The organism is Microbacterium sp. Ag1, from assembly GCF_001005635.1.
Classification (GTDB): domain Bacteria; phylum Actinomycetota; class Actinomycetes; order Actinomycetales; family Microbacteriaceae; genus Microbacterium; species Microbacterium oxydans.
Genome location: NZ_LBCR01000019.1, coordinates 1 through 22,592, shown reverse-complemented (window position 1 = coordinate 22,592; position 22,592 = coordinate 1). Strand labels below are relative to the sequence as shown.

At 69.5% G+C, this 22,592-nt stretch carries 20 protein-coding genes; 8 read left to right on the top strand and 12 right to left on the bottom strand.

Annotated features, from left to right (window positions below):
• Positions 1-60 precede the first annotated feature (60 nt).
• Positions 61-1,353 carry a TetR/AcrR family transcriptional regulator gene (locus AAY78_RS01600; RefSeq protein ID WP_231589631.1) on the top strand — a complete coding sequence of 431 codons (1,293 nt, stop codon included), beginning with the start codon at positions 61-63 and terminating at the stop codon, positions 1,351-1,353.
• 16 nt (positions 1,354-1,369) lie between these two features.
• Here the strand turns inward: AAY78_RS01600 and AAY78_RS01595 are convergent, their stop codons facing one another.
• The 4 genes from AAY78_RS01595 to recQ all read right to left on the bottom strand — a co-directional run bounded on the left by AAY78_RS01595 (position 1,370) and on the right by recQ (position 4,947).
• The gene (locus AAY78_RS01595; RefSeq protein WP_046746626.1) at positions 1,370-1,990 is read right to left on the bottom strand and encodes a dihydrofolate reductase family protein; all 621 of its coding nucleotides are present in this window, start codon (positions 1,988-1,990) and stop codon (positions 1,370-1,372) included.
• A complete protein-coding gene (locus AAY78_RS01590; RefSeq protein WP_046746625.1) occupies positions 1,990-2,466 on the bottom strand; it encodes an SRPBCC family protein in 477 nt (158 codons plus the stop codon). The genes AAY78_RS01595 and AAY78_RS01590 overlap by 1 nt, the downstream gene beginning before the upstream one ends.
• A 3-nt stretch (positions 2,467-2,469) precedes the next feature.
• Positions 2,470-2,811: an ArsR/SmtB family transcription factor gene (locus AAY78_RS01585; protein WP_046746624.1), complete on the bottom strand. Its 342-nt coding sequence runs from the start codon at positions 2,809-2,811 to the stop codon at positions 2,470-2,472.
• Positions 2,812-2,895: 84 nt separating this feature from the next.
• Positions 2,896-4,947, bottom strand: coding sequence for a DNA helicase RecQ (gene recQ, locus AAY78_RS01580; RefSeq protein ID WP_046746623.1), 2,052 nt, complete (start codon positions 4,945-4,947; stop codon positions 2,896-2,898).
• A gap of 207 nt (positions 4,948-5,154) precedes the next feature.
• Here recQ and AAY78_RS01575 point away from each other — a divergent pair, with 207 nt between their 5' ends.
• Complete coding sequence (locus AAY78_RS01575) at positions 5,155-5,499, top strand: GNAT family N-acetyltransferase (RefSeq protein ID WP_046746622.1); 345 nt, start codon at positions 5,155-5,157, stop codon at positions 5,497-5,499.
• Positions 5,496-6,413 carry a pirin family protein gene (locus tag AAY78_RS01570; RefSeq protein ID WP_046746621.1) on the top strand — a complete coding sequence of 306 codons (918 nt, stop codon included), beginning with the start codon at positions 5,496-5,498 and terminating at the stop codon, positions 6,411-6,413. Before AAY78_RS01575 ends, AAY78_RS01570 begins: the two co-directional genes overlap by 4 nt.
• 101 nt (positions 6,414-6,514) lie before the next feature.
• Here the strand turns inward: AAY78_RS01570 and AAY78_RS01565 are convergent, their stop codons facing one another.
• From AAY78_RS01565 to AAY78_RS01535, 7 genes are all read right to left on the bottom strand, one after another.
• Complete coding sequence (locus tag AAY78_RS01565; RefSeq protein ID WP_046746620.1) at positions 6,515-7,972, bottom strand: sodium/solute symporter; 1,458 nt, start codon at positions 7,970-7,972, stop codon at positions 6,515-6,517.
• Entirely contained in the window at positions 7,969-8,349 is a 381-nt protein-coding gene (locus tag AAY78_RS01560) for a hypothetical protein (RefSeq protein WP_046746619.1), read from the bottom strand. Before AAY78_RS01560 ends, AAY78_RS01565 begins: the two co-directional genes overlap by 4 nt.
• Complete coding sequence (locus tag AAY78_RS01555) at positions 8,346-9,083, bottom strand: LytR/AlgR family response regulator transcription factor (protein ID WP_046746618.1); 738 nt, start codon at positions 9,081-9,083, stop codon at positions 8,346-8,348. The genes AAY78_RS01560 and AAY78_RS01555 overlap by 4 nt, the downstream gene beginning before the upstream one ends.
• Complete coding sequence (locus tag AAY78_RS01550; RefSeq protein WP_046746617.1) at positions 9,080-10,270, bottom strand: sensor histidine kinase; 1,191 nt, start codon at positions 10,268-10,270, stop codon at positions 9,080-9,082. The genes AAY78_RS01555 and AAY78_RS01550 overlap by 4 nt, the downstream gene beginning before the upstream one ends.
• Before the next feature lie 28 nt (positions 10,271-10,298).
• On the bottom strand, positions 10,299-10,544 hold the full coding sequence (locus AAY78_RS01545; RefSeq protein ID WP_046746616.1) for a YbdD/YjiX family protein: 246 nt from the start codon (positions 10,542-10,544) through the stop codon (positions 10,299-10,301).
• A 15-nt stretch (positions 10,545-10,559) separates the two neighbouring features.
• Positions 10,560-12,845, bottom strand: a complete 2,286-nt coding sequence (locus AAY78_RS01540) for a carbon starvation CstA family protein (protein WP_046746615.1) — start codon at positions 12,843-12,845, stop codon at positions 10,560-10,562.
• Positions 12,846-13,124: 279 nt separating this feature from the next.
• Positions 13,125-16,334, bottom strand: coding sequence for a S8 family serine peptidase (locus AAY78_RS01535; RefSeq protein WP_197077659.1), 3,210 nt, complete (start codon positions 16,332-16,334; stop codon positions 13,125-13,127).
• Positions 16,335-16,501: 167 nt separating this feature from the next.
• Between AAY78_RS01535 and AAY78_RS01530 the strand changes: the two genes are divergently transcribed.
• Entirely contained in the window at positions 16,502-17,047 is a 546-nt protein-coding gene (locus tag AAY78_RS01530; RefSeq protein ID WP_045264328.1) for an ECF transporter S component, read from the top strand.
• On the opposite strand, the gene AAY78_RS01525 is transcribed toward AAY78_RS01530, so the two are convergent.
• Positions 17,019-18,356, bottom strand: a complete 1,338-nt coding sequence (locus tag AAY78_RS01525) for a heparan-alpha-glucosaminide N-acetyltransferase domain-containing protein (protein ID WP_082108534.1) — start codon at positions 18,354-18,356, stop codon at positions 17,019-17,021. The two genes, AAY78_RS01530 and AAY78_RS01525, sit on opposite strands and share 29 nt — an antisense overlap.
• Before the next feature lie 182 nt (positions 18,357-18,538).
• On the opposite strand from AAY78_RS01525, the gene AAY78_RS01520 reads away from it, so the two are divergent.
• The 4 genes from AAY78_RS01520 to AAY78_RS01505 all read left to right on the top strand — a co-directional run.
• Positions 18,539-20,266 carry an ABC transporter ATP-binding protein gene (locus AAY78_RS01520; RefSeq protein ID WP_046746614.1) on the top strand — a complete coding sequence of 576 codons (1,728 nt, stop codon included), beginning with the start codon at positions 18,539-18,541 and terminating at the stop codon, positions 20,264-20,266.
• A complete protein-coding gene (locus tag AAY78_RS01515; protein ID WP_082108532.1) occupies positions 20,263-21,081 on the top strand; it encodes an energy-coupling factor transporter transmembrane component T in 819 nt (272 codons plus the stop codon). The genes AAY78_RS01520 and AAY78_RS01515 overlap by 4 nt, the downstream gene beginning before the upstream one ends.
• Positions 21,082-21,092: 11 nt before the next feature.
• Complete coding sequence (locus AAY78_RS01510) at positions 21,093-21,968, top strand: siderophore-interacting protein (protein ID WP_046746613.1); 876 nt, start codon at positions 21,093-21,095, stop codon at positions 21,966-21,968.
• On the top strand, positions 21,965-22,592 hold a 628-nt coding region (locus AAY78_RS01505; protein ID WP_231589630.1), incomplete at its 3' end, for an ECF transporter S component. The genes AAY78_RS01510 and AAY78_RS01505, both read left to right, overlap by 4 nt.

Sequence of the window (22,592 nt, the reverse complement as noted above, 5' to 3'; positions counted from 1 at the left end):
CCAATCTCGACCGGTTGGTAAGTCAAACCAGACCGATTGGTAATGAGCGAGGATAGAGTGATGACGGAGGATGCGATGACGATGACGGCGACCGGCACCCGTCACTCGCGCGCCGTCGCGACGAGGCAGCGCATCCTCACCGCCGCGCACGATCTGTTCGTGACCCGCGGTTACCGATCCACGTCGCTGCGCGACATCGCCGCAGCCGCCTCCGTCAGCCACCCGGGGCTCCTCGGGCACTTCGCCTCGAAGGACGATCTGCTCGGAGAGGTGGTCGCCGGGCTCGAAGCCGAGAACGAGTCCGTGTTCAGCGCGATCTCGGCCGCATCCGAACCGGGCGAGCTGGTCTTCGCCGGCATCGCCGAGCGCAATGCGCGCACCGCCGGCTACCTCGAGCTGTTCGCGGCCCTCACCGGGGAGGCCTCGGCGCCGGACCACCCCGCGCACGAGCGGATGCGCGAGCGCTACTGCCGGATCCGCGCACTCAGCAACGACGTGCTCGAGGATGCCCAGTACCACGGGGTGGTCGCGGCAGACCGCGATGTCGACGGCGAGGCCGTCCGGCACACGGCGGGGTGGGACGGGCTGCAGCTGCTCTCGCAGTACCTGCCCGATCGGGTGGACGTCGTCGAGATGCTCGAGGAGCGCGAGAACCTGTGGGCGCTGCCGCACGCGTGGCGGGACCCCGACGACGAGCCCTCATCCGGGCCCGCGACGGCCGCCGGCCCCCTCCCACGACTGCGCGCCACCAGTGTCGCCGACACCGACCCCGGCTACGCGGTCGGCCGCCGCAGGCGCGCACAGATCGTCTCCGATGCGATGCGCCTGTTCGCCCGCGACGGCTACGGCGACACCAGCCTGCAGGACATCGCCACCGCGGTCGGAGTGTCGAAGTCGACGCTGCTGCACCACTACGCGTCGAAGGAGCTGCTGCTGAGCGCCGTGCTCACGGAACGCGACAGCGCCATCAACGAGAACCAGATGTTCACGAGCACCGCGTCGGCTGCCACGGTGCTCCGCAGCATTCCCGAGGGCGCGGCGCTCAGCGCACGGGACGAACCGGGACTGATCGAGGTCTACGCGGTGCTGTCGTGCGAGGCCGTCCCCGTCGCACACCCCGCACACGACTACTTCACGATGCGGTTCGCGAACGCCCTCGACTACTTCGCTGAGCTCTTCCGCCTCGCCCAGGTGGACGGCGACCTGCCAGCGCACCGCGATCCCGTGCACGAGGCCACTTGGCTCATCGCGATGTGGGACGGGCTGCAGTACCAGTGGCTGTACGACCGCGACAGGGTCGACATCGCCACGCACCTGCGGGCTCATCTCGACGACGTGCTGCCACCGCACTGAGACGATGCCGCGCGGATCAGCGCAGACGGACGGCGTAGCGCAGATGCGTCGTCTGCGGGGAATCCTCCGCGCCCACCAGGTCGAGCGAGAGGCGTTCCCCGTCCACACCGTCGAACAGGCGCACTCCTGCCCCGAACAGCACAGGTGAGAGAGCGATGTGGAACTCGTCGACCAGACCGGCATTGAGGAACTGGACGATCGTCTCACCGCCGCCCGAGATGCGGACGTCGAGGTCGCCGGCAGCAGCGCGCGCCTGGTCGAGCGCCGACTCGATGCCGTCGGTCACGAAGTGGAACGTGGTGCCGCCGCGGCGCTCCCACGGCTCGCGCTCCTCATGGGTGACGACGAAGACCGGCGTATGGAACGGCGGGTCCTCCGGCCACGCGTGCTCGCCGGCGTCGAACATCCGCTTCCCCATCACACTCGCCCCGGTGCGCTCGAACGTCTCGCGCACGATGTCGTTGTCGCGTCCCTCGTCCCCACCTTCGCCCAGGTGCAGATTCTCGCGGAAGGACCGCAGCCGGAACACCCACTTCTGCAGCTCCATCCACTGCCGACCCATCAACTCGTCCGGCGACTCGGGGGCGATGAACCCGTCGAGAGACATCGAGACGCTGAAGAACACCGCTCCGGCCATCAGCGCTCCCCTCGCGCGATCGCCATCTCCGCGACGTGGACGGCGAGGTTGTCCAGTGTCTGCCGGCCACCCTCGAGTGCGCCATGCCGCTCGATCGCCCGGTCGCGCAGCTCCGGTGTCGGGAACACCGTGCGCATCTCGATGCGGGTCCGATCGCCGTCCAGCACGAACGTGAGGTGTGATTCGAATGCCTCAGGATCGTCGCGGTGCTCACCATGGAGCATCACGATCCGCTCCGGCGCGACGATGTCGGTCCACACGATCCACTCCGGGTAGTCGGTGCCGTCCGGTCCGCGCATCACGAACTCCCATTCGCCCCCGACACGGAACTCGAACGATCGCGTCGTCGTGGTGAAACCGTCGGGGCCCCACCACCTCGAGAGGTGCTGCACCGTGGTGAACGCCTCGAACACCAGCGCCGGCGCGGCGTCGATCACGCGCGAGATCACGATCTCGCGATCAATCGTCGTATCCATCCACTACTCCTGCCTTCTTTCCGCTTTCAGGTCCTGCACGTAGGCGTCGAGCCGGTCGAAGCTCTCGTTCCAGAACTGCTCGAAGCCGCCCGTCCACTCATGGACGGCCCGGAGCCCCGTGGCGTCGAGCCCGTAGACCCGCTGCTTGCCCTCCCGGCGGTCGCGCACGAGACCGACCTCGCGCAGCACACGCAGGTGCTTGGAGGCACCCGGCTGAGTCATCCCCAGCACCTCGGACACCTCGGTCACGGGGCGGTCGCCACTGCGCAGCAGCGTCAGGATGTCCCGGCGTCGCGGTTCGGCGATCGCGTTGAAGACATCGGATGTGGTTGCCGCTCGCGCCATGTGATCAACATATACCCATATGGGCAAGTGTTCAAGACGCCACGATCCGGAGTACGCCCGAAGGCGAGGCGTCGGGCGTCGGCGTCAGGCGCCGGCGATCACCGCGAGCACGCCCTCGCCGTACGCCTCGCGCTTCTTCGCACCGATGCCGGTGATGCCGTCGAGGTCGGCGAGAGCAGCAGGGCGGCGCTCCGCGAGCGCGCGCAGCGTCGCGTCACCGAACACGATGTACGCGGGCACGCCCTGCTCGCGAGCGGTCTCGGCACGCCATGCACGCAGTGCCTCGAACAGTGGCCGATCCCCCGCGTCCAGGGCATCGGCGGCGCTGGCCTTGCGGGCGCGGCCCGACGAGGTCGGACGCCCGATCGTGTCCTTGCGCAGGGGCACAGCGGTCTCACCACGCAGTACTCCTGCCGCCTGCTCTCCGGGCGCGAGGGTGCCGTAGTCACCCTGCGCGACGAGAATGCCGCGGGCCAGGAGCTGACGGACGACGCTGCGCCAATCCTGATCCGAGAGGTCGTTTCCGATGCCGTAGGTCGCGAGCTTGTCGTGGCCCTGCTGCCTGATGCGCTCTGTCGAGGCCCCGCGGAGGATGTCGATCAGGTGCCCGGCGCCGAACGCCTGATTGCGCTCGCGCTTCAACCGCACGATCGTCGAGAGCAGCTTCTGCGCCGGGACGAGCCCGTCGAACGTCTCGGTGTCGTCGAGGCAGGTGTCGCAGTTGCCGCACGGCTGCGACTCCTGGCCGAAGTAGCCGAGCAGGTTCTGCCGACGACACTCCACGGTCTCGCACAGCGCGAGCATGGCGTCGAGGTGCTGCCCCATGCGCATCTTGAACGTGCGATCACCCGGGCTCTGGTCGATGAGCCTGCGCTGCTGCACGACGTCGCCGAGCCCGTATGCCATCCAGGCCACCGAGGGTTCGCCGTCTCGACCGGCGCGCCCGGTCTCCTGGTAATAGCCCTCCACGGACTTCGGCAGATCGACGTGCGCGACGAAGCGCACATCCGGCTTGTCGATGCCCATCCCGAATGCGATGGTGGCGACCATGACGACGCCGTCCTCGCGGAGGAAGCGCGCCTGGTTCGCGGCGCGCACCTCGCCGGGCAGACCCGCGTGGTACGGCAGGGCGTCGAACCCCTGGGCGGCGAGATAGGTAGCCGTCTGCTCGACCGACTTCCGGCTGAGCGCGTACACGATGCCCGCCGCGCCCTCCGGCTGCGAGCGGATGAACTGGACGAGCTGCTTGCGCGGATCGACCTTCGGCACGATGCGGTACTGGATGTTCGGGCGGTCGAAACTCGCCACGAAGTGCGCTGCGCCGTCGAGGTGCAGGCGCTCGGTGATCTCCTTGTGCGTCGCCGCGGTGGCCGTCGCCGTGAGAGCCATGCGCGGCACCCCGGGGAACCGCTCGCCCAGGTCGCCGAGGGTCAGGTAGTCGGGGCGGAAGTCATGACCCCACTGCGACACACAGTGCGCCTCGTCGATCGCGATCACGCTGAGCGTTCCGCGCTGGAGCAGCGCCGTGGTCTGAGAGTTGGAGAGACGCTCTGGCGCCACGTAGATGAGGTCGAGCTCGCCGGCGACATAGGCCCGTTCCACCTCGCGACGCTCGTCGATAGCCTGGGTGGAGTTGAGATAGGCGGCCTTCACGCCGTTGGCGCGCAGCGCATCGACCTGGTCGTGCATGAGCGCGATGAGCGGGCTGATGACGAGACCCGTGCCCTCGCGCACCAGCGCGGGCACCTGGTACGTGATGCTCTTTCCGCCTCCGGTCGGCATCAGCACCACGGCGTCTCCGCCCGCGATGACCTGTTCGACGATCTCGGCCTGGTCGCCGCGGAAGTCGTCGTATCCGAACACCGTGTGCAGCGCGTCGCGCGCCGTGGCATAGCGGCTCGGCGTCGCGCGGCGCTCGACGGGCGGGCGCACGGTACTAGAAGAGGTGGTGGAAGAGGTGGCGCTAGAGGTGACCGGCGTGACCGGACCCTGACCCCAGTCCAGCGGCGGCTCGAACCCGGCCCCCTGCGGCTCCCAGTCCATCGGCTCCGGCGGGTAGGAGGACTCCCAGCCGTCGTCGTAGGGCTCGTCGGCGTACGGCAGGTCCGCGTACGGGTCACGGGGAGTCTGCGGCATCCCTCCAGCGTAACGACCCCCGCCGACGGCAGCTGCGTGTCATCCACAGGCGCGGTCGCCCCTGCCGCCGAAACCCAGACCACCCGCTGCCCCTGCGGAGTGTCGCGCTCCGACGCGCCGGCGCGGCATCGGACGGTCTGGGTTTCCGCCGGGCCCGACCCCGCACGTGGGGCGTAGGTTGGAGGCATCCGTTCGAAGGAGCAGCCGATGACCGACATCACCGTGACCCGCAACGACGAAGACTCGCGCTTCGAGATCCGCTCCGACGACGTGCTCGCCGGCTTCGCGGCATTCGACCTGCGCCCCGGATCCATCCGCTTCCTGCACACTGAGGTCGACCCGGCGTTCCAGGGCCAGGGGCTGGCGGGCAAGCTCGCGTCCGAGGCCTTGGCGGATGCTGTCGGACGCGGTGAGGCGATCGTCCCGCTGTGCCCGTACATCGCGAAGTACCTCGAGACGCACGACGTGCCGGGTGCCGAGATCCGCTGGCCGAAGTCCCCGTCCGGATCCGCCGGCTCCGCGGGCGAGGACCCGACGGGCCGGGCGGAATGATCGGACAGCACCGCCTGCTCATCGAGCCGCGCGAAGTGCCCCTCGGCGGAGTGCGCGGCATGAACGTGCTGCGAGCGCTTCCCCATCGCAACCTCCCCACCATCGGAGCCTGGTGCTTCCTCGATCGGTTCGGGCCCGCTGACACGAAGATGCGGGTCGAGCCGCACCCGCACATCGGGCTGCAGACCGTGACCTGGCCGCTCGTGGGAGAGATCCGTCACCGCGACTCGCTCGGCAGCGACGCCGACCTGCGCCGCGGGCAGCTGAACCTGATGACCGCCGGCAACGGGATCTCGCACTCGGAGTACTCGATCGGCGACGAGCCGGTGCCCCTCGACGCCCTGCAGTTCTGGGTGGTGCTGCCCGAGTCGAGCCGACACGGCGATGCGGGCTTCGAACGGCACACCGACTTGCCGGGGGTCACGCTTCCGGCGGACGAGGGTGCCGTGGCCGAGGCCACCGTCGTGCTCGGCGACTTCGCGGGGGCGCACTCCCCCGCCACCGTGCACACCCCCATCGTGGGAGCGGAGATCGTGCTCGCCCCCGGTTCCCGCGTGCGCCTGCCACTTCGTTCGGAATGGGAGCACGCGCTGATGCTCGTCGAGGGCGATGCCGTGGTGGCGCAGCATCCGCTCGATCGCAACGCCCTGCTTTACGTGGGCGACTCGCGCGATGAGATCGAGGTGTCGAGCGACGACGGCGCACTGCTCTTCCTACTCGGTGGCGAACCCTTCGAAGCGGACATCGTGATGTGGTGGAACTTCGCCGGCCGCTCGCACGACGAGATCGTGGAGGCGCGCGAGCAGTGGGAGGCGGCGTCGGACCGCTTCGGGATCGTGGCCGGACACGACGTGCGCATCCCGGCCCCTCCACTCCCTCCCGTTCGGCTCATGCCCCGCAGCCGCAAGCTCTGACATCCGCTCGGGTCGCGCATCTGCTGCTCCGGTCGCGATATGGCAGCTTGCTGCGCCAGCCGGGCTGTCATATCGCGACGGGAGCGCCAGACGCCGTGCGGTCAGCCGCGCTCGGGGGTGTGCACACGCGCGAGGAAGCGCTCGGTGCGCGGCGACGGACCCCGCGGATCCAGCAGCGAGACGACGACCGTGACCGCTGTGGCGAGCGGGATCGTCCATGCGGCGGGCTGCGCGAGATAGGGCGCCGCTGCTCCGATGCCGCCGACCGCCGCGTGCACCAGCAGGGCGAGTCCCGCAGCGCACCCACCCGACACCATTCCGGCCACCGCACCTCGTGCGGTGAGCCCCCGCCACCACACGCCGAGCAGCACGACCGGCGAGAGGGTCGACGCCGCAACCACGAACACGACACCCACGCTCGACCCGAGGCCCGCCGGGGCCGTGAGCAGCGCCACGGCGAGCGGCACCAGGGCACAGAGCACCGCCGACAGCCGGAACGACCGTACGGATCCGGAGAACACGTCCTGGCTGATCACGCCGGCGAGCGACACGACGAGGCCGGCCGATGTCGCCAGGAACGCTGCGAACGCTCCGGCGACGATCAGCGCGGTCAACAGTTCACCGAACGCCCCGGGGAAGACGCGCGAGGGGAGCAGCAGCACCGCCGTGTCCGCGACTCCAGGCACCGCCAGGTCCGGAGCGGCGATGCGCGCGAGCAGCCCCATCGTGCTCGACACGGCGTAGAACGCGCTGACCATGCCGATCACGATCACCGTCGTGCGCCGTGCGGACACCCCGGTCGGACTCGTGTAGAAGCGCACCAGCACGTGCGGTAGACCCATCGTGCCCAGCAGCAGCGCGAGCAGGAGCGAGGCGGTCTCGTAGGCGTCGAACCCCGAGGGCCCGGCCTCGACCGGGAACACCAGCGCTGGATCGAAGTCGTGCGGCCCGCCGCTGAGCGCGAACGCGATGAAGACCACGGGAACGAGGAGCGCGGTGAGCTTGAGCCAGTACTGGAAAGCCTGCACGTAGGTGATGGCGCGCATGCCCCCGGCCGCGACCGCTGCGGCGACGAGCACCGCGACGGTGACGGCTCCCACCCACTCCGGCAGCCCGGCGACGACCAGCAGGGTCAGCCCCGCTCCGTGCAGCTGCGGCACGATGTAGAGCCAGCCGATGACCAGCACCGCGACGCTCGTGACCCGGCGCGCCGACGGCGACTCCAACCGCGCCTCGATGAAGTCCGGGATCGTGTAGGCCCCGCTGCGCCGAAGGGGTGCCGCGACGAATGCCAGGACCAGGAGATAGCCGGCCGCGTAGCCGATGGGGAACCAGAAGCCACGGGCGCCGTCGAGCAGCACGAGGCCGGACAGCCCGAGGAACGTGCCGGCCGAGAGGTACTCGCCGCTGATCGCCGAGGCGTTCCATACCGGCCGCACGGTGCGGGACGCGACGAAGAAGTCGCCGGTCGTGCGCGAGATGCGCAGACCGTAGATGCCGATCAGCAGCGTCGCGACGATCACGAGCGCGACGCCGATGAGGTCGAGCACCGCATTCATTCGCGATCCCGGAGGGCACGATATCGACGTTCGTTGCGCGCTGCGGTGCGCACGTAGAGCACCGCGAACACCACGATGATCGGATAGAACGCGTACGCCTGCAGCAGCCATGACAACGGCAGGCCCCAGACCATGACCTGCCCGATCTCCGGGATGAGCGCGATCGCCAGAGTCAGCGCGATGACGACGATCACGAACCCGGCGACCGTTCCGAGTGCGAGTCGCAGCTGACTGCGCATGAGAGCCCTGGCGTAGACGGCATCCGCCTCGTCGACGGGTGCGCCCGGCAGCGCGATTCCCCGGGTGAAGGCCGCCGGCCGACGATCAGGCAGATCAGCGGTCACCCGCACCCGCACGCGCTTCGGCTTCTCCGTCATCCCCCGACCTCCCCGCGCAACAGGGCATCGCGCACCGCTGGCACCAGGCGTCTGCTCACCGGCAGCGAGACGGCGCCGATCGAAACCGAGGGTTCAGCGCCGGAGAGCCGGGCCTCGGACACGACGGCGATGCGCACGAGCGAGGAGCGATGGATGCGCAGGAACCCGGCTTCCGCCCACCGCGTCTCGAGTTCCGAGATGGGCGTGCGCACCAGGTGCCCCGCACCGTCGCCGGTGTGCAACCGGGAATAGTCCCCCTGGGCCTGCACCCAGCGCACCTCGCTGCGACGCACGAACCGCACCACGGATCCGATCGTGACCGGCAGCATCTCGTCGTCGCCGGGCGTGGGAGCCTCCGCGACCTCGACCACCCGTCCGACCGCCTGTCGGAGCCGCTCGATGCGCACGGGCTTGAGGAGGTAGTCGGCGGCACGCAGCTCGAACGCCTCCACCGCCCTGGCGTCGTCGGCGGTCACGAACACGACAGCCGGTGGTTCCGCGAGGGCGAGCAGCGCACGCGCGAGCTCCATCCCGCCGAGCCCCGGCATGTGGATGTCGAGGAATGCGATCCGTACGGCCCGCTCCGACAGCAGCCGCAGGGCTTCCGCACCCGATGATGCGGTGACGATCGCGCCGATGCGCGCGTCCGTGCGCAGCAGATGGACCAGCTCATCCAGGGCGGGTCTCTCGTCGTCCGCGACGAGCACATCGATCGGCTGCACGCTTCTGGTCATGCTCGGCCGTCGCCGTCCGGGTCGTGCTGCGGCTGGGACTTCGGGACCCGCATGCGCACCAGGGTACCGGCGCCCGTGTTCGTCTCGACCACCAGAGCGCCGTCCGCCCCGTAGAGCTGGCGGAGCCGGGTGTCGACGTTGCGGAGTCCCACGTGGACCCCGTCGTCGCCGGCGGTGAGCGTCGCATGAAGAGCCTCGGGGTCCATGCCCACCCCGTCGTCCTCGACCGTGATCTCGGTGTGGGTGCCGTCGTCGCGTGAGGCGATGCGGATCTCCCCTCCCCCTTCGCCGGGCTCGAGCCCGTGACGGACGGCGTTCTCGACCAGCGGCTGCACCGAGAGGAACGGGATGACGGTGGCCAGCGTCTCCGGTGCGATCTGCAGCGTCACGCGCAGACGGTCCCCGAACCGCGCTCGTTCGAGCTCGAGATACGAGTGGATGCTGCCGAGCTCGTCGGCCACCGTCGTGAACTCCCCCTGGCGCCGGAAGGAGTAGCGGGTGAAGTCGGCGAACTCCAGCACCAGCTCGCGCGCGCGTGCGGGGTCGGTGAGCACGAAGGAGGCGATCGCCGTGAGGGCGTTGTAGATGAAATGCGGCGAGATCTGCGCACGCAGCGAGCGCAGCTCCGCTTCGGCCAGCTGCGTCCTGGACGCGTCGAGTCCGCCGAGCTCGACCTGCGCGGCACACCAGTCGGCCACCTCCTCCGAGGCACGCACCAGCGCGGCACGGACGGGCGCCGCGAAGGCGACCACGACGCCGATCACGCGTCCATCGACCAGGATGGGCGCCCCGACGGCCTCGAGGTCGTCGTCGGCACCGGGCGCGGGGAAGACCTGCCTGCGTCCCGACTCCCCGACCCTGGCGGCGATGCGGCGGGCAGCAGATTCCAGTCCGTCGGACGGCCCGTCGAACGACACCGTGCCCTCGGCGCTGACGATCGCGACCGCCGCGCTGCCGAGGAGCACCCGCAGGTGACGCGCGGCCTTGACGACGTCGGGGGCGGACAGTCCAGCGCGCAGATGCGGTGCCGCCAGACTCGCCTGATGCAGCACGGTGAGGGCGGCCTGTTCGGCGTCGCTCCCCAGCTCGGCGGCGCCGCGGGCGAGTCGACGTGCGAGCAGGAGGAGCACCGAGAGGACGATGCCGCCGAGCACGCCGAGGATCGCTGCGAGAACGACGTCGGTCATGGGTTCAGCCTACGGAGCCGCGCACGCCTCAGCAGCAGCGGGCACCGGGGTTGCGATCCTGGTCGTCCATCCGCTGCCGCCAGAACTGCCGCTCGGTCAGCGGCTCCTCGCCGGGATGCACGCGACCGTGATGGGCGACGTACGTCGCGTAGGCGCTGTCGCCCATCAGGGTCGTGATGTACCAGCGGATGCCGCGGCCGGCCCGCACCGCGGCGCTGAGCAGCGTCCGCAGGAGGGTGGTCGCGGCATCCGTCCGACTCGTGGTGTCAGCCATCTCAGTGTCTCGACATCAGTGGGTCGACGCCTTGCGCTCGTCGGCGAGGATCGGCTCCCACTGCTTCTCGAGCTCGCGTTCTTCGGCGCTGGGCAGGAACCCGGCCGGGGCGAAGCGGCGCGAGGCCACGGGTGCGTCCTCGGTGTTCTCGCCACCACCGTTGCGGATCGCCCTGATCGTGACGGTCACGGCCGCCACCATCACGATGATCGCCAGGGTCACGAAGATGATCGACAGCGTGCCCTGCACGGCGGTGTTGCGGATGACCGCATCGAGCACCGCCGGCTCGCCGAGCGAGGTGTCTCCGCTGTCGCGGGCGGCGACGTAGCGGAAGTGATTCGCCCAATAGCCGATGGCCGGCACGGGAGAGGCGATCTTGTACAGCGACGCCGTGATCGTGACCACCGCGGTGAAGGCCAGAGGCAGCCCGATGATCCACAGCCACTTGATGTAGCTCTTGCCGCGCTTGGCGACGATGGCCATCACCACGGCGAGCGCGATCGCGGCGAGCAGCTGGTTCGCGATGCCGAACAGCGGGAAGAAGGTGTTGATGCCGCCGAGCGGGTCGGTGACGCCGAGGATGAGGATCGCTCCCCAGCCGGCCACCATGATCGCGGTGCAGATCCACACCCCGGGGCGCCAGGAGACGTCGCGGAACTTGGGGAACCAGGCGCCGATCGAGTCCTGCAGCATGAACCGGGCGACGCGGGTTCCTGCATCGACGGCCGTGAGGATGAACAGCGCCTCGAACATGATCGCGAAGTGGTACCAGAACGCCATGAGGGCCTGGCCACCGAGAGCCTGTTGCATGATGTGCGCGAGACCGAGCGCCAGGGTGGGGGCACCACCGGTGCGCGAGACGATCGACTCCTCCCCGACAGCCGCTGCCGTGCCTGTGAGCATGTCGGGCGTCAGGTTCACCCCCGTCAGGCCGAGCGAGTTCACGAAGGCCACGGCCCCCTCGACCGTGCCCCCTGTGGCGGCGGTCGGTGCGTTCATCGCGAAGTAGATGCCCTGGTCGATCGAGATCGCGGCGACGAGTGCCATGATCGCGACGAACGACTCCATGAGCATGCCGCCGTAGCCGATGAAGCGCGTCTGACGCTCCTTCTCGATGAGCTTCGGGGTGGTGCCGGAGGCGATCAGGGCGTGGAAGCCCGACAGCGCTCCGCAGGCGATCGTGACGAACAGGAAGGGGAACAGCGGACCGGCGAACACCGGCCCCATGCCGTTCTCACCGAAGATGCTGATGGCGGGGACGGTGATCTCGGGACGGACCAGCACGATGGCCCCGGCGAGCATCACGATCACGCCGATCTTCATGAAGGTCGACAGGTAGTCGCGGGGGGCGAGCAGCAGCCACACCGGGAGCACCGCGGCGATGAAGCCGTAGATGATGATGCCCCAGGCGATCGTGGTGCGGTCGAGGTGGAAGATCGCCTGGCCCCACTCGGTGCCGGCGACCCAGCCCCCGCCGATGATCGCGGCCATGAGCAGCACGAAGCCGATGATCGAGACCTCGGTCACCTTGCCCGGGCGCAGGTAGCGCAGGTACACGCCCATGAACAACGCGATCGGGATGGTCATCGCGACCGAGAAGACGCCCCACGGGCTCTCGCCCAGCGCGTTGACGACGACGAGGGCGAGGATCGCGACGATGATCAGCATGATCAGCAGCGAGGCGATGATCGCGGCTGTGCCACCGATCTTGCCGAGTTCCTGACGGGCCATCTGCCCGATCGTGCGACCACCGCGTCGCATCGAGAAGAAGAGCACCGTGTAGTCCTGCACGGCGCCTGCGAGCACGACGCCGACGATGATCCAGATCGTGCCGGGGAGGTACCCCATCTGCGCCGCGAGCACGGGGCCGACGAGCGGGCCGGCACCGGCGATCGCGGCGAAGTGGTGACCGTAGAGCACCCGGCGGTCGGTGGGGACGTAGTCCTTGCCGTCCTGCTTCACCTCGGCGGGGGTGGCCCGGCGGTCGTCGGGGCGCGTGATGTAGCGCTCGATGACCTTGGAGTAGAACCGGTAGCCGATCAGGTATGTGCAGACCGCGGCGAACACGAACCAGATCGCGTTGACCGTCTCGCCGCGGACGATCGCGAGCATGGTCCAGGCGACGGCACCCAGCAGGGCGATCGCGGCCCACAGGATGATCTTCGGTAGGGTCCAGCGGTTCGCCTTCTCGTGGTGCTCTTCGGTGAGGGCCACGGGAGGGAGGTTCGGGTCGGTGACGATGATGGGCTCGTCGTCGACGAGTCCGGCGCCGTCGCGGCGGCGCGACGAAGGTGCGGTCATGGGGGTCTCCTCGGGATACGCGACGTTGCGTTCCCCCACGTTAGGAAGATCCCGCTCCCGACATGACCGCTCGCCGCGGTTGCTGCGACGAGCGGCGCGGATGGCGCGATGAACGGATACCGGGGATGTCCGTTCGCCCCGCCGCATCAGGCCCTCCCGCCACATCAGGCGGCTGCCTCGTGAATCGGCCTGTCTCCGCGGGATCGCCTGTTTCCGAGCGCCACGCACACGACGCCCCGCGGAAGGGAGACCGCGGGGCGTCGTGTGTGTGTGGAGGGGCTACTCCGGCTTCGCCGTCTCCGGCGCACTCGTCGGAGGCGCGCCCGTCGGCGATGCCTCGGGTGCCGGGGTCTCCGGAGCCGGGGTCTCCGGTGCCTTCGTCTCCGGTGCCGGGGTCTCCGGTGCCTTCGTCTCGGGCGCCGGAGTCTCCGGAGCCTTCGCCGCCGGCACGTCGACCGTCAGGACGGTGCGCACGTCGGATTCGCCGTACTGCACGACCCCGAGGTAGCGGGTGCCGGCGGTCAGGCCGGTCCAGCCGAGGTTGTACGACGTCTTCTTGCCGCGCACCGCGGCGAGCGGGTTCGGCGTGGCCGTGAGGTCACCCTCGCCGTCGGCCAGCACGTTGGCGTAGGTCATGTCCCACGTCATCGGGCCCGTCGTCGAGTAGATGTTCGCCACCAACAGGTAGGTTCCGGCCTTCGGCGACGGGATCGTGACCTGTTCGTCCGCCGAGCCGGTGGCCGAACGCCAGCGCTCGTAGTACTGCAGGTCGTCCGGGCTCACCACCCGGTACACGGTGAGGTCGAGGTCGCTGCCCTTGTCGTCCGACGAATCGAGGTCGAACCGCGAGAGGGTCGTGCCCTCGGGTACGTTCACGATCCACGAGACGTCCTTGTTGGCGTCGCCCGACTTCTCGTCACCCGAGTGCCCCTCGACGGGGTTGTCCGCGTCGGCGAGCAGTTCGAACGGCGTCAGACCCGAGAGTCCGAGCGCGAGGTCACCGGTGAGACCGGGGGTGATCTCGACAGCGGTGCTGCCGTCGACGCCACTGCCCGTGACCTCGGCCGGCGCATCGGCTGTGACCGGGAACAGCGCGATCGGCGAGCGCACCGAGTTCTTCGCACTCGTCCAGGTGAGCGAACCCGTGGCCCACTGCTCCACCGGAGCCGTGGCGTTGTCGAAGGTCACCGTGAACGTCTTGGTCTGGCCCGGACGGTCGAACTTCAACTGCTGCGGCGTGACCTTGATGTTCACTCCGGGCACCGAGGCCTTGGCCGTGAAGGTGCCCTTCTCGGTCGAGGTCACCGTGCGGGTGACGGTCTGTGCGCTGGTCAGGGAGCCGATCGAGATCGACGCCTGGTTCAGGTCGCTGCCGTCGATGGGGTCGATGCCGGGGAAGTCCGAGAGTCCCTTCCCGTCGAGGAACGCCGCCCAGTCCTTCACACCGTTGAGGTAGAGCAGACCCGGGTTCAGGTAGCGCTTCGGGTCGACCTGGCCTGCACCCTGCTCGAACGGATTCGTGTTCTTCGATCCGTCGGGCAGCACGGTGTCGTAGGCGGTGGTCATCATCGCCGACTTGATCTCCGCTGGCGTCGCCTTGGGGTGCTCGCCGAGGTACAGCGCGGCGAGGCCGGCCACGTGCGGGGAGGCCATCGACGTGCCGGAGAGGATGCCGAACGTCGGCTTCTCCCCCGGAGCGTTCTCGGTCGCCGCGAGGATCGCGACACCGGGAGCCGCGACATCCGGCTTCATCACGTCGCTGCCGTCGGCCAGCATGGGTCCGCGGCTCGAGAATCCCGCGATCTGCGGGGTCGGGGTGACGACGCCGGTGGTGTTCTCACCCACGAGGGTGATGGGACGATCCACGCCGCCCTGCACATACGCGAGCACGGCCGCGCGGTGCACGGCGTTCAGGTGCACGGTCGGCACCGCGTGGAAGTCGTTGTCGAGCGAGTCGGCGCCGCCGGGCACGTTCACGAGCACCATGCCCATGCCGCCGGCGTCCTTCACGACCTGCGACTTCTCGGCGCGGGCGTTGCCGCCACGGTCGCAGACCACGATGTGTCCGGCGACCTTGGCAGGATCGAGGGTGCCGGGCAGGCAGAGCTGCGGGGTGACGGCGCCCGCCGCCGCGGCGTCGACTGCGGCGATCGACGGGCCGGTGACCTTCTGACCGAACGGCACGCTCACCGAGGCTCCGGCCTGCGCGAACCCGTCGAACTGCACGGTGCCCTCCCAGGTCGGGATGGTCGATGCGGCCACCGTGGTGTACCAGGGCGAGGCGTGGTCGGCCGTGACCGGGTCAGGTCCGTCGTTGCCGGCGCTCGTCGCCACGAAGACGCCTGCTGCTGCGGCGTTGAAGAACGCGAGGTCCTCCGGGGCCATCACGGTGCTCGCAGCTCCGCCGCCGATGGAGTAGTTGATCACGTCGACGCCGTCGGCGACGGCCTGGTCGATCGCGGCGATCAGGTCGCTCTGCGCGCAGATGTCGTCGGTGGTGACCGTCGTGTCGGGGCCGACGTAGCAGGCCTTGTACGCCGAGATCTTCGCGGCCGGTGCGACACCCGAGATCGTGCCGAAATCGACGTTCTCGATGCTGGCCTTGACCTTGAAGTTGCCCGCCGCCGTGCTCGCGGTGTGCGAGCCGTGGCCGTCGCCGTCACGCGGCGAGAGGTAGTCGTACTGGAAGTCGAAGCCGGCGGCCTCGGCCCCGGCGTAGAAGTACTGTCCGCCGATGAGCTTCGAGGAGTAGTCGCTGGTGTCCCAGTCCTGACCCTCGACCATCGCGGCCTGGAACTGCCCGCCGTCGGACTTGTCGAAGTAGACGTAGGTGCCGTCGGTGTAGGGCTGCCCGCCCTTGTTGCGGTTGTGCTGCTTCTTCTGCTTCTTGATCTTCTTCCCCTCGAAGGAGGGGTGCTCGGGGGCGATGCCGGTGTCGATCACACCGACGACGACGCCCTCTCCGGCGGTCGCGACCCCTCCGGTCTGCTGCCACACTCCGCCCTTGCCCTTGCGGTCGTCACCGAGGCCGAGGTAGTCGGTCGAGCTCTGCGCGTCGGGGTGACGGATCTCATCCGGGTAGACGCCGAGGACGTCCTTCGAGGCGCGGAGCGCATCGACCTGCTCGCCGCTGAGGTCGGCGCTGAAGCCGTTGAGGACGACCTGATATGTGGTGTCCGGCGTGACCCCGATGTCGCTGACGAGGTCTTCCTGCTCGGTCTGGAGATGTTCGACGTAGCGCTGCGAATCCTGCGACTGCGTCTCGAGCTGGGCGCCTTCGGCGGGCTTGGTGGCCTTCAGACCCTTGACATCGCCCTCGTAGGTGGCGAGCGGATCCGACTTCATCACCACGATGTAGTGCCCTGGTGTGCCTGCGACGGGGACGGGGTGCGTCACCTCCTCCGTCGCGTAGCCCGCGGTTGCCGTCGATGCGATGAACAGCGTGGCCAGGGTGGTGGCTGCCGCCATCCGGAGGGGTGTTCGACCCATGTGGTGCTCCCGATGATCACGGTGCGGCCCTCTTGCTGCACCGCGGCCAACATATGCCCGACCCTGGCGATTCTCAGGAAGTCTGGCCGATCGGTCACCCGGCATTCGCCGATCGGCCAGGGTTATCCACGGCGGCCCTCGCGATACGTCGACAGTAAGCTGGAGAGGTGGCCCGCACCTCTGTCCTGACGACCCGCGTCCTGCTCGTATGCGCGGCCATCGGGGTCGCCACGGGCATCCTCGCCGGTATAGCCGGGTGGGTGACTCCGGTGCTGCTGGCGAGCCCCCTGCTGTTCCTCTACGGCCTGGTCCTCGGCTCGCACGTGCTGCCGGGCATCATCGCGCAGGAGGTGCTGCGCCTCCCGCTCGTCGCGCTGATCACCCATGTGTTCGCCGCTCTGATCGCGAGCGCCTTCAACCCGGCCTGGGCGTTGCGGTTCATCGGCACCGCTCTGCTGTTCGGCCTGATCCAGGAGGGGGTGGCCGCCCTCACCCGCTACCGCTCCTGGGGCCCGTGGCGCTTCTTCCTCTCGGCGGCGATCATCGGCGTCTTCGTGGCGGTCGTGGTGTTCTTCGCCGCCCACCTCTCGGTGATGCCGCTGTGGGCGCAGATCCTCTACCTCGCGATCTCGGTGCTCGGGCCGATCGCGTGGACAGCCATCGGCCTCGCGATCGGCTCGGCACTCAGCCGCGCCGGCGTCGCCCGCCGCTAGGCACTCCGCCCAGCCGCCGCGCGACGGCGCCCGAGACCGAGCTCACGAGCGCCTCGAGCGGACCGCGACGCTTCAGCGCCGCCAGGATCGCGCCGATGACGATCGCGCCCAGGATGTGGACACCGAGGATCGCCGGCCCCAGGTACCACCACGGGAGATCCGTCGACGCGTCGACCGCACCGGAGAGCAGCACGAACGAGGTGGCCGCCGCGGCGAGCACGTGCACCGTGTAGACCGTGAGCGGAGCGGCCCCCGCCGCCCTGACGGGCTCGAGCACGCGAAGCGCGGACTTGGGGAGGACTCGGGCGAGGAACAGCATGCTCGCGATGACGAAGAGGGCGATGCCGACCCCCCGCAGGATGTCGAGGGTCGTCCCCGTGTGCGGCGTCTGCAGCACGAGCGCCCACCACTGCGGAGAGAGCGGAGCGCCGAAGCCCGGCGTGCCGATGATGCTCTCGGTGGCGGCAGCCGCCTCGGGCGGCAGGGTCGCGACGAGGACCGCGCGCCCGAAGAACTCGTAGACGAGGGCGCTGGTCGACACGGCGAACACGGCGAGGAAGGCGCCGATGCCGGCCGTCCACGCGAGGAATCGCTTCTCCGTCCCGTTGCGCCGAGCGGCGATCAGCAGTGTGGCGACGGCCATCCCCACGAGAACGTAGACGATCCAGGTCACGACGGGATAGGTGCCGGTGACGAAGATCGCGCGCAGCGCCACCGCCGGCTCCCCCCACTGCGGCCAGGACACTCCGCCGCCCTCCCCGATGACCCCCAGGGCCTGTCGCAGGAAGGCGTTGAGGATCGGCCCCGCGATCGCGAGGATCGCCGCGGAGACGAGCAACCAGCGCGGACTCACTCTGAGGAACGGGATGCTGCACAGCATGGCGACACCGAAGTAGACGAGGACGACCACGATGCTTCCCGGCGCCAGGGCGAGCGTCGCCCCGATGAGGATGACGAGCACACCCCGCACAGCCATCGCCCACCGTGCGGCGGCGACGTGGCCGCGTTCCAGGTAGGAGCGGGTGGCGAGCACGACGCTGATCCCGCCGACGACGGCGAACAGGGTCGAGGCGTTCCCGTCGACGATGGTCGACACCCCTTCGACGTGGCCTGGCAGGCCGGCCGGCGGGAGCAGGTGGGCGCAGAACATGCCGATGATCGCCAGGAAGCGCGCGAAGTCGATGCCGACCATCCGGCCGAGCTCGCCGCGACGACGTGCCGCGTCCGACTCGGGTGGAGGCGTCGGCTGCTCCCTCCGCGCCGTACGGTGCGGTCGGGCGATCGTGTGCGTGTTCGTGTCTTGTGGCACGGTGCTCCCTCGTTCCTGCGGCGCCCGGTCGGCGCCTCTACGACGATGCCGGTTCTTCGGCCGCTCCACGTCCGTCCACCGGATGATCGATGTCATCCGCCGGAGGGCTTCTGTGCGCGTGGATAATCAGGTAAGCCTCAGCTAAGTTAGAAGGGTACGATCCGCCGACCCGGGACTCCGCCGTGCGCCCATCCGCGCCCCTGCTGAGCGTGCGTGACCTCTCCCTCACCCACGCCGATGCGGCGCACCCCTCTCCGCGCGATGTGACCTTCGACATCGATGCAGGAGAGGTCGTGCTCCTGCTCGGGCCCTCCGGTTCGGGCAAGTCGACGCTCACCCTCGCCCTCAACGGGCTCATCCCGCACGCCCTCCCCACAGCCATGATCGGCACGGTGGAGGCGGGCGGCATCGACACGGCGAGCGCCCCGACCGCGACGCTGAGCACCCGCGTGGCGATGGTGTTCCAAGACCCCGATGCGCAGATCGTCACCGGCAGTGTGTACGACGAGGTCGCGTTCGGCCCCGAGAACCTGCGGCTGCCGCTCGACGTGGTGGAGAGTCGTGTCGAGGAGGCACTGCGCCGCGTCGGGCTCTGGGAACGGCGCACGGTGAACCCCGACCACCTCTCCGGCGGCGGACGGCAGCGACTCGCGATCGCCGGTGCCCTCGCGATGGGCTCACCCCTCATCGTGCTCGACGAACCGACCGCGAACCTCGATGCCCAGGGCATCGACGACGTGTACGCCGCGCTCGCTGAGGTGGTCGCTGCGGGTGACCGCGCCATCCTGCTCGTGGAGCACAACCTCGATGCGGCTATGTCGTTCGTCACACGGACGATCGTGCTCGACCGCGAGGGTCGGGTGGCTTTCGACGGACCGGCGGCCGAGATCATCCGCGAGAACGCCGACGAGCTGGTCCGGATGGGCGTGTGGCTTCCGGCCGCCACCCTGACGGCGCTCCGACTCCGGGGTCAGGGGTTCACGCTCGATCCGCTGCCGCTGTCTCCCCAGGAACTCGCCGTCGCACTCGAAGGTCAGCCGGTCTCGTCCCTGCCACCGAGCCGTACGACGTCATCGAGCCATATGACGTCACCGAGCCGCACGACGTCGTCCGCCGCGACGACGAGGAGAGACGCCACGACACGGGTCGAGCCGATCATCCGCGCGCGAGGGCTGACGGTGCGCCGGCGTCGCGCCGAGATCCTCCACAGTGTCGACCTCGACCTCGCCCCCGGCAGTCTCACGGCCATCGTGGGTGCGAACGGGGCGGGCAAGACCACGCTGATCCAGGCACTCGCGGGCGTCGTACCGCCACCGCGTGGACAGGTGTCGGTCGACGGCATCGACCCGGGGACCGCGTCTCCCCGCGACCTCGCCGCGCGGATCGGGTTCGTGTTCCAGAATCCCGAGCACCAGTTCATCGCCCCGACGGTGTTCGACGAGCTCGCCCATGGGCTGCGGCTGCGCCATGTGCCCGACGCCGAGATCACGGCGAGAGTCGACGAGATGCTCACGCGCTTCGGACTCGAGCACAAGACGGACGTGCATCCGTTCCTGCTCTCGGGCGGTGAGAAGCGGCGCCTGTCGGTGGGCACGGCGCTGATCACCCGGCCCCGTGTGCTGGCGCTCGATGAGCCGACCTTCGGACAGGACCGTGCGAGAGCCGCCGAGCTGCTCGATCTGCTGCAGGGGCTGCGCGCGGACGGGACGACCATCCTGATCGTCACGCACGACCTGCAGTTGGTGGCCGAGCACGCCAGCCACGTCGTGCTCCTCGCCGAGGGTCGGGTGCGGGCGACCGGGCCCACCGCCGCGCTCCTGCAGGACGAACTGCTGTTCACGGATGCAGGGCTGCAGCTGCCGGCCCTGCAACGCGTGCTGGCGTCCGCCGGCCTCGGGGTGAGCTCATGACCGCGGCGACGTTCGACCCCTATGCACGCATGACGGCGACGTCGCGCCGGCAGTTCCTCTACACACTGAATCCGCTCGCGAAAGTCGCCGGCTTCGCACCCGCGATGGTGCTGCTCGTCTTCGTGCGGGATCTGGCGACCCCCGCCGCGTTCCTGGCGCTCGCCTATGCGCTGATCCTGGTCGGCGCGCGTCTCACCGTGCGGCTCCTCGCCCTGCTGCTGCTCGCTCTCCCCGCCGGGATGCTCCTGATCGGCATCGGCTTCTCCCTGTGGGTCGACACCGGACTGGTCCACGACACCACCCCGGTCGTGCACATCGGGGACTGGACGCTCTACAGCGGGGCTCTGCTCCTCGGCTTCGCGACCGCGCTGCGGCTCGGCTCGATCGTCGCTCTCGCGCTCGTCGGCGGGCTCACCACCAGCGGACCCGACCTGGTGCGAGCCGGCGTGCAGCAGCTGCGGGTGCCGTATCGGATCGGGTACACGGCCCTGGCTGCCTTCCGCTTCGTGCCGCGGTTCGGGCACGAGCTCTCCGTGATCAGGGCGGCCCATCGGGTGCGCGGGTATCACGGCGGTCGCGGACCCCTCGCGCGCATCGCCCGGGGGTGGGGGTACATCGTGCCGCTGCTCGCCGGCGCGATCCGCCACGCCGAGCGCGTCGCGTTGGCCATGGACTCGCGGGCGTTCGGTGCACATCCGACGCGCACCGAGCGGCACCTGGTCCCGTTCCGAACGCGAGACACCGTCTTCACGGTCGCGACCCTGCTGGCCTCTGCAGCCATCTTCGTCGTCTTCTTCCCCTGGCAGCTTCCCTGAAAGGCGTCCTGATGGCGTTCAGCAAGATGGTCAAGCCCGAGTCGTCCGAACTCCTCCATCTGACGGTGCTGCGCACGGAGCAGCTCTCGGCGCACTGGATCCGGGTGACGCTCGGCGGTGGTGACATCGAGAAGTTCCGGCCGATGGGGTTCGACCAGTGGTTCCGATTGTTCCTGCCGATCGGAGGGGATGCCGGGCTTGACCGGGTGCCGGCGAAGGCGAACAAGGTGTTCGGGTACCTGAAGTTCCTGCGCATCCCCGACGGTGAGCGTCCGGTGATGCGCAACTACAGCGTGCGCGCGTACCGTCCGGCGACCGCGGAGGCCGGCGCCGAGATCGACGTGGACTTCGTGCTGCACGGCTCGGCCGCGGACGGCACCGCCGGCCCCGCGTCGCGATGGGCGGAGACCTGCGAGCCTGGCGAGCACGTGCTGATCATCGACGAAGGCCTCACGTTCAACCCGCAGCGCGGGGTGGAGCGGGTCGTGCTGGTCGGCGACGAGACCGCCCTGCCCGCGATCTCCTCCATCTGCGCCTCGCTGCCTGCCACTGCGACGGGCACCGCGATCGTGGAGGTGCCGAGCGACGACGACGCTCTCGCGTTCACGCATCCCTCGGGCGTCGAGGTCGTGTGGATCGTGCGGCCGCATGGCATCGCTCCCGGGGCACTCGCCCTGGAGACGCTGGCACGCGCTGCCCTGCCGGATGCGCCGTTCCACGCGTATGCGGCGGGCGAGCAGGCACTCGCCTCAGGGGCGCGCAAGCATCTCGTGGGCACGCGCGGGGTCGACAAGAATGCCGTGAGCTTCTGCGGCTACTGGAAGATCGGCGCCTCATCCCCCGCCTCGAAGGCCGCGCGCGACGCTGCAGCGGAGCCCCTCGCGTGAGCGGAACGGATGCAGCCGATGGCCTCGCCTCCAGGGGGTCAGTGGGAGATGCTCCCGCAGCAGCAGCAGCCGGACATCGCGCGTCAGTCGCCGGTGGACGATTCCGCTTCCCCACCGCCATCCTGCTGACCTGTGCCGCGCTCGGCGTCGCCGGGGCGGTGCTGCTCGCGCCGATGAACTGGTTCTCGACGCTGCTGACCGGGCCGCTGCCCTTCGTCGGCATGGCCCTCGCCGGCCTGTGGCTGTTGCCGTCCGTGATCGCGCTGAGGCTGCTGCGGAAGCCGCTGGTCGGACTCCTCGTCGCGCTGATCGCCGGCCTCGTGATGGTCCCGTTCTCCGGGTACGGTTTCAGCAGCGTGCTGACGAATCTCTGGTGGGCGGCGTTCACGGAGCTGCCGTTCCTGTTCGTGCTCTGGCGCTACTGGGGAACGTGGATGCACTACGTCGGCGCCGTCGTCGTAGGCGTCGTCTACCCGATCTCGGCGTGGGCCTGGTTCGATCTCGGATCCATGTCTCTCTTCGCCCAGGTCGCCTTCTTCGCCGTGACGATCGCCAGCTGCGTCGGCGGCACCGCCCTCGGCATCCTGATCGCCGACCGTCTGCGCAGGGCAGGAGTGGGCAGGG

Coding starts and splice junctions, on each gene's coding strand:
- AAY78_RS01600 (WP_231589631.1), top strand. CDS start 61: ATGACGGAGGATGCGATGACGATGACGGCGACCGGCACCCGTCACTCG.
- AAY78_RS01595 (WP_046746626.1), bottom strand. CDS start 1,990: ATGGCCGGAGCGGTGTTCTTCAGCGTCTCGATGTCTCTCGACGGGTTC.
- AAY78_RS01590 (WP_046746625.1), bottom strand. CDS start 2,466: ATGGATACGACGATTGATCGCGAGATCGTGATCTCGCGCGTGATCGAC.
- AAY78_RS01585 (WP_046746624.1), bottom strand. CDS start 2,811: ATGGCGCGAGCGGCAACCACATCCGATGTCTTCAACGCGATCGCCGAA.
- recQ (WP_046746623.1), bottom strand. CDS start 4,947: ATGCCGCAGACTCCCCGTGACCCGTACGCGGACCTGCCGTACGCCGAC.
- AAY78_RS01575 (WP_046746622.1), top strand. CDS start 5,155: ATGACCGACATCACCGTGACCCGCAACGACGAAGACTCGCGCTTCGAG.
- AAY78_RS01570 (WP_046746621.1), top strand. CDS start 5,496: ATGATCGGACAGCACCGCCTGCTCATCGAGCCGCGCGAAGTGCCCCTC.
- AAY78_RS01565 (WP_046746620.1), bottom strand. CDS start 7,972: ATGAATGCGGTGCTCGACCTCATCGGCGTCGCGCTCGTGATCGTCGCG.
- AAY78_RS01560 (WP_046746619.1), bottom strand. CDS start 8,349: ATGACGGAGAAGCCGAAGCGCGTGCGGGTGCGGGTGACCGCTGATCTG.
- AAY78_RS01555 (WP_046746618.1), bottom strand. CDS start 9,083: ATGACCAGAAGCGTGCAGCCGATCGATGTGCTCGTCGCGGACGACGAG.
- AAY78_RS01550 (WP_046746617.1), bottom strand. CDS start 10,270: ATGACCGACGTCGTTCTCGCAGCGATCCTCGGCGTGCTCGGCGGCATC.
- AAY78_RS01545 (WP_046746616.1), bottom strand. CDS start 10,544: ATGGCTGACACCACGAGTCGGACGGATGCCGCGACCACCCTCCTGCGG.
- AAY78_RS01540 (WP_046746615.1), bottom strand. CDS start 12,845: ATGACCGCACCTTCGTCGCGCCGCCGCGACGGCGCCGGACTCGTCGAC.
- AAY78_RS01535 (WP_197077659.1), bottom strand. CDS start 16,334: ATGGGTCGAACACCCCTCCGGATGGCGGCAGCCACCACCCTGGCCACG.
- AAY78_RS01515 (WP_082108532.1), top strand. CDS start 20,263: ATGACCGCGGCGACGTTCGACCCCTATGCACGCATGACGGCGACGTCG.
- AAY78_RS01510 (WP_046746613.1), top strand. CDS start 21,093: ATGGCGTTCAGCAAGATGGTCAAGCCCGAGTCGTCCGAACTCCTCCAT.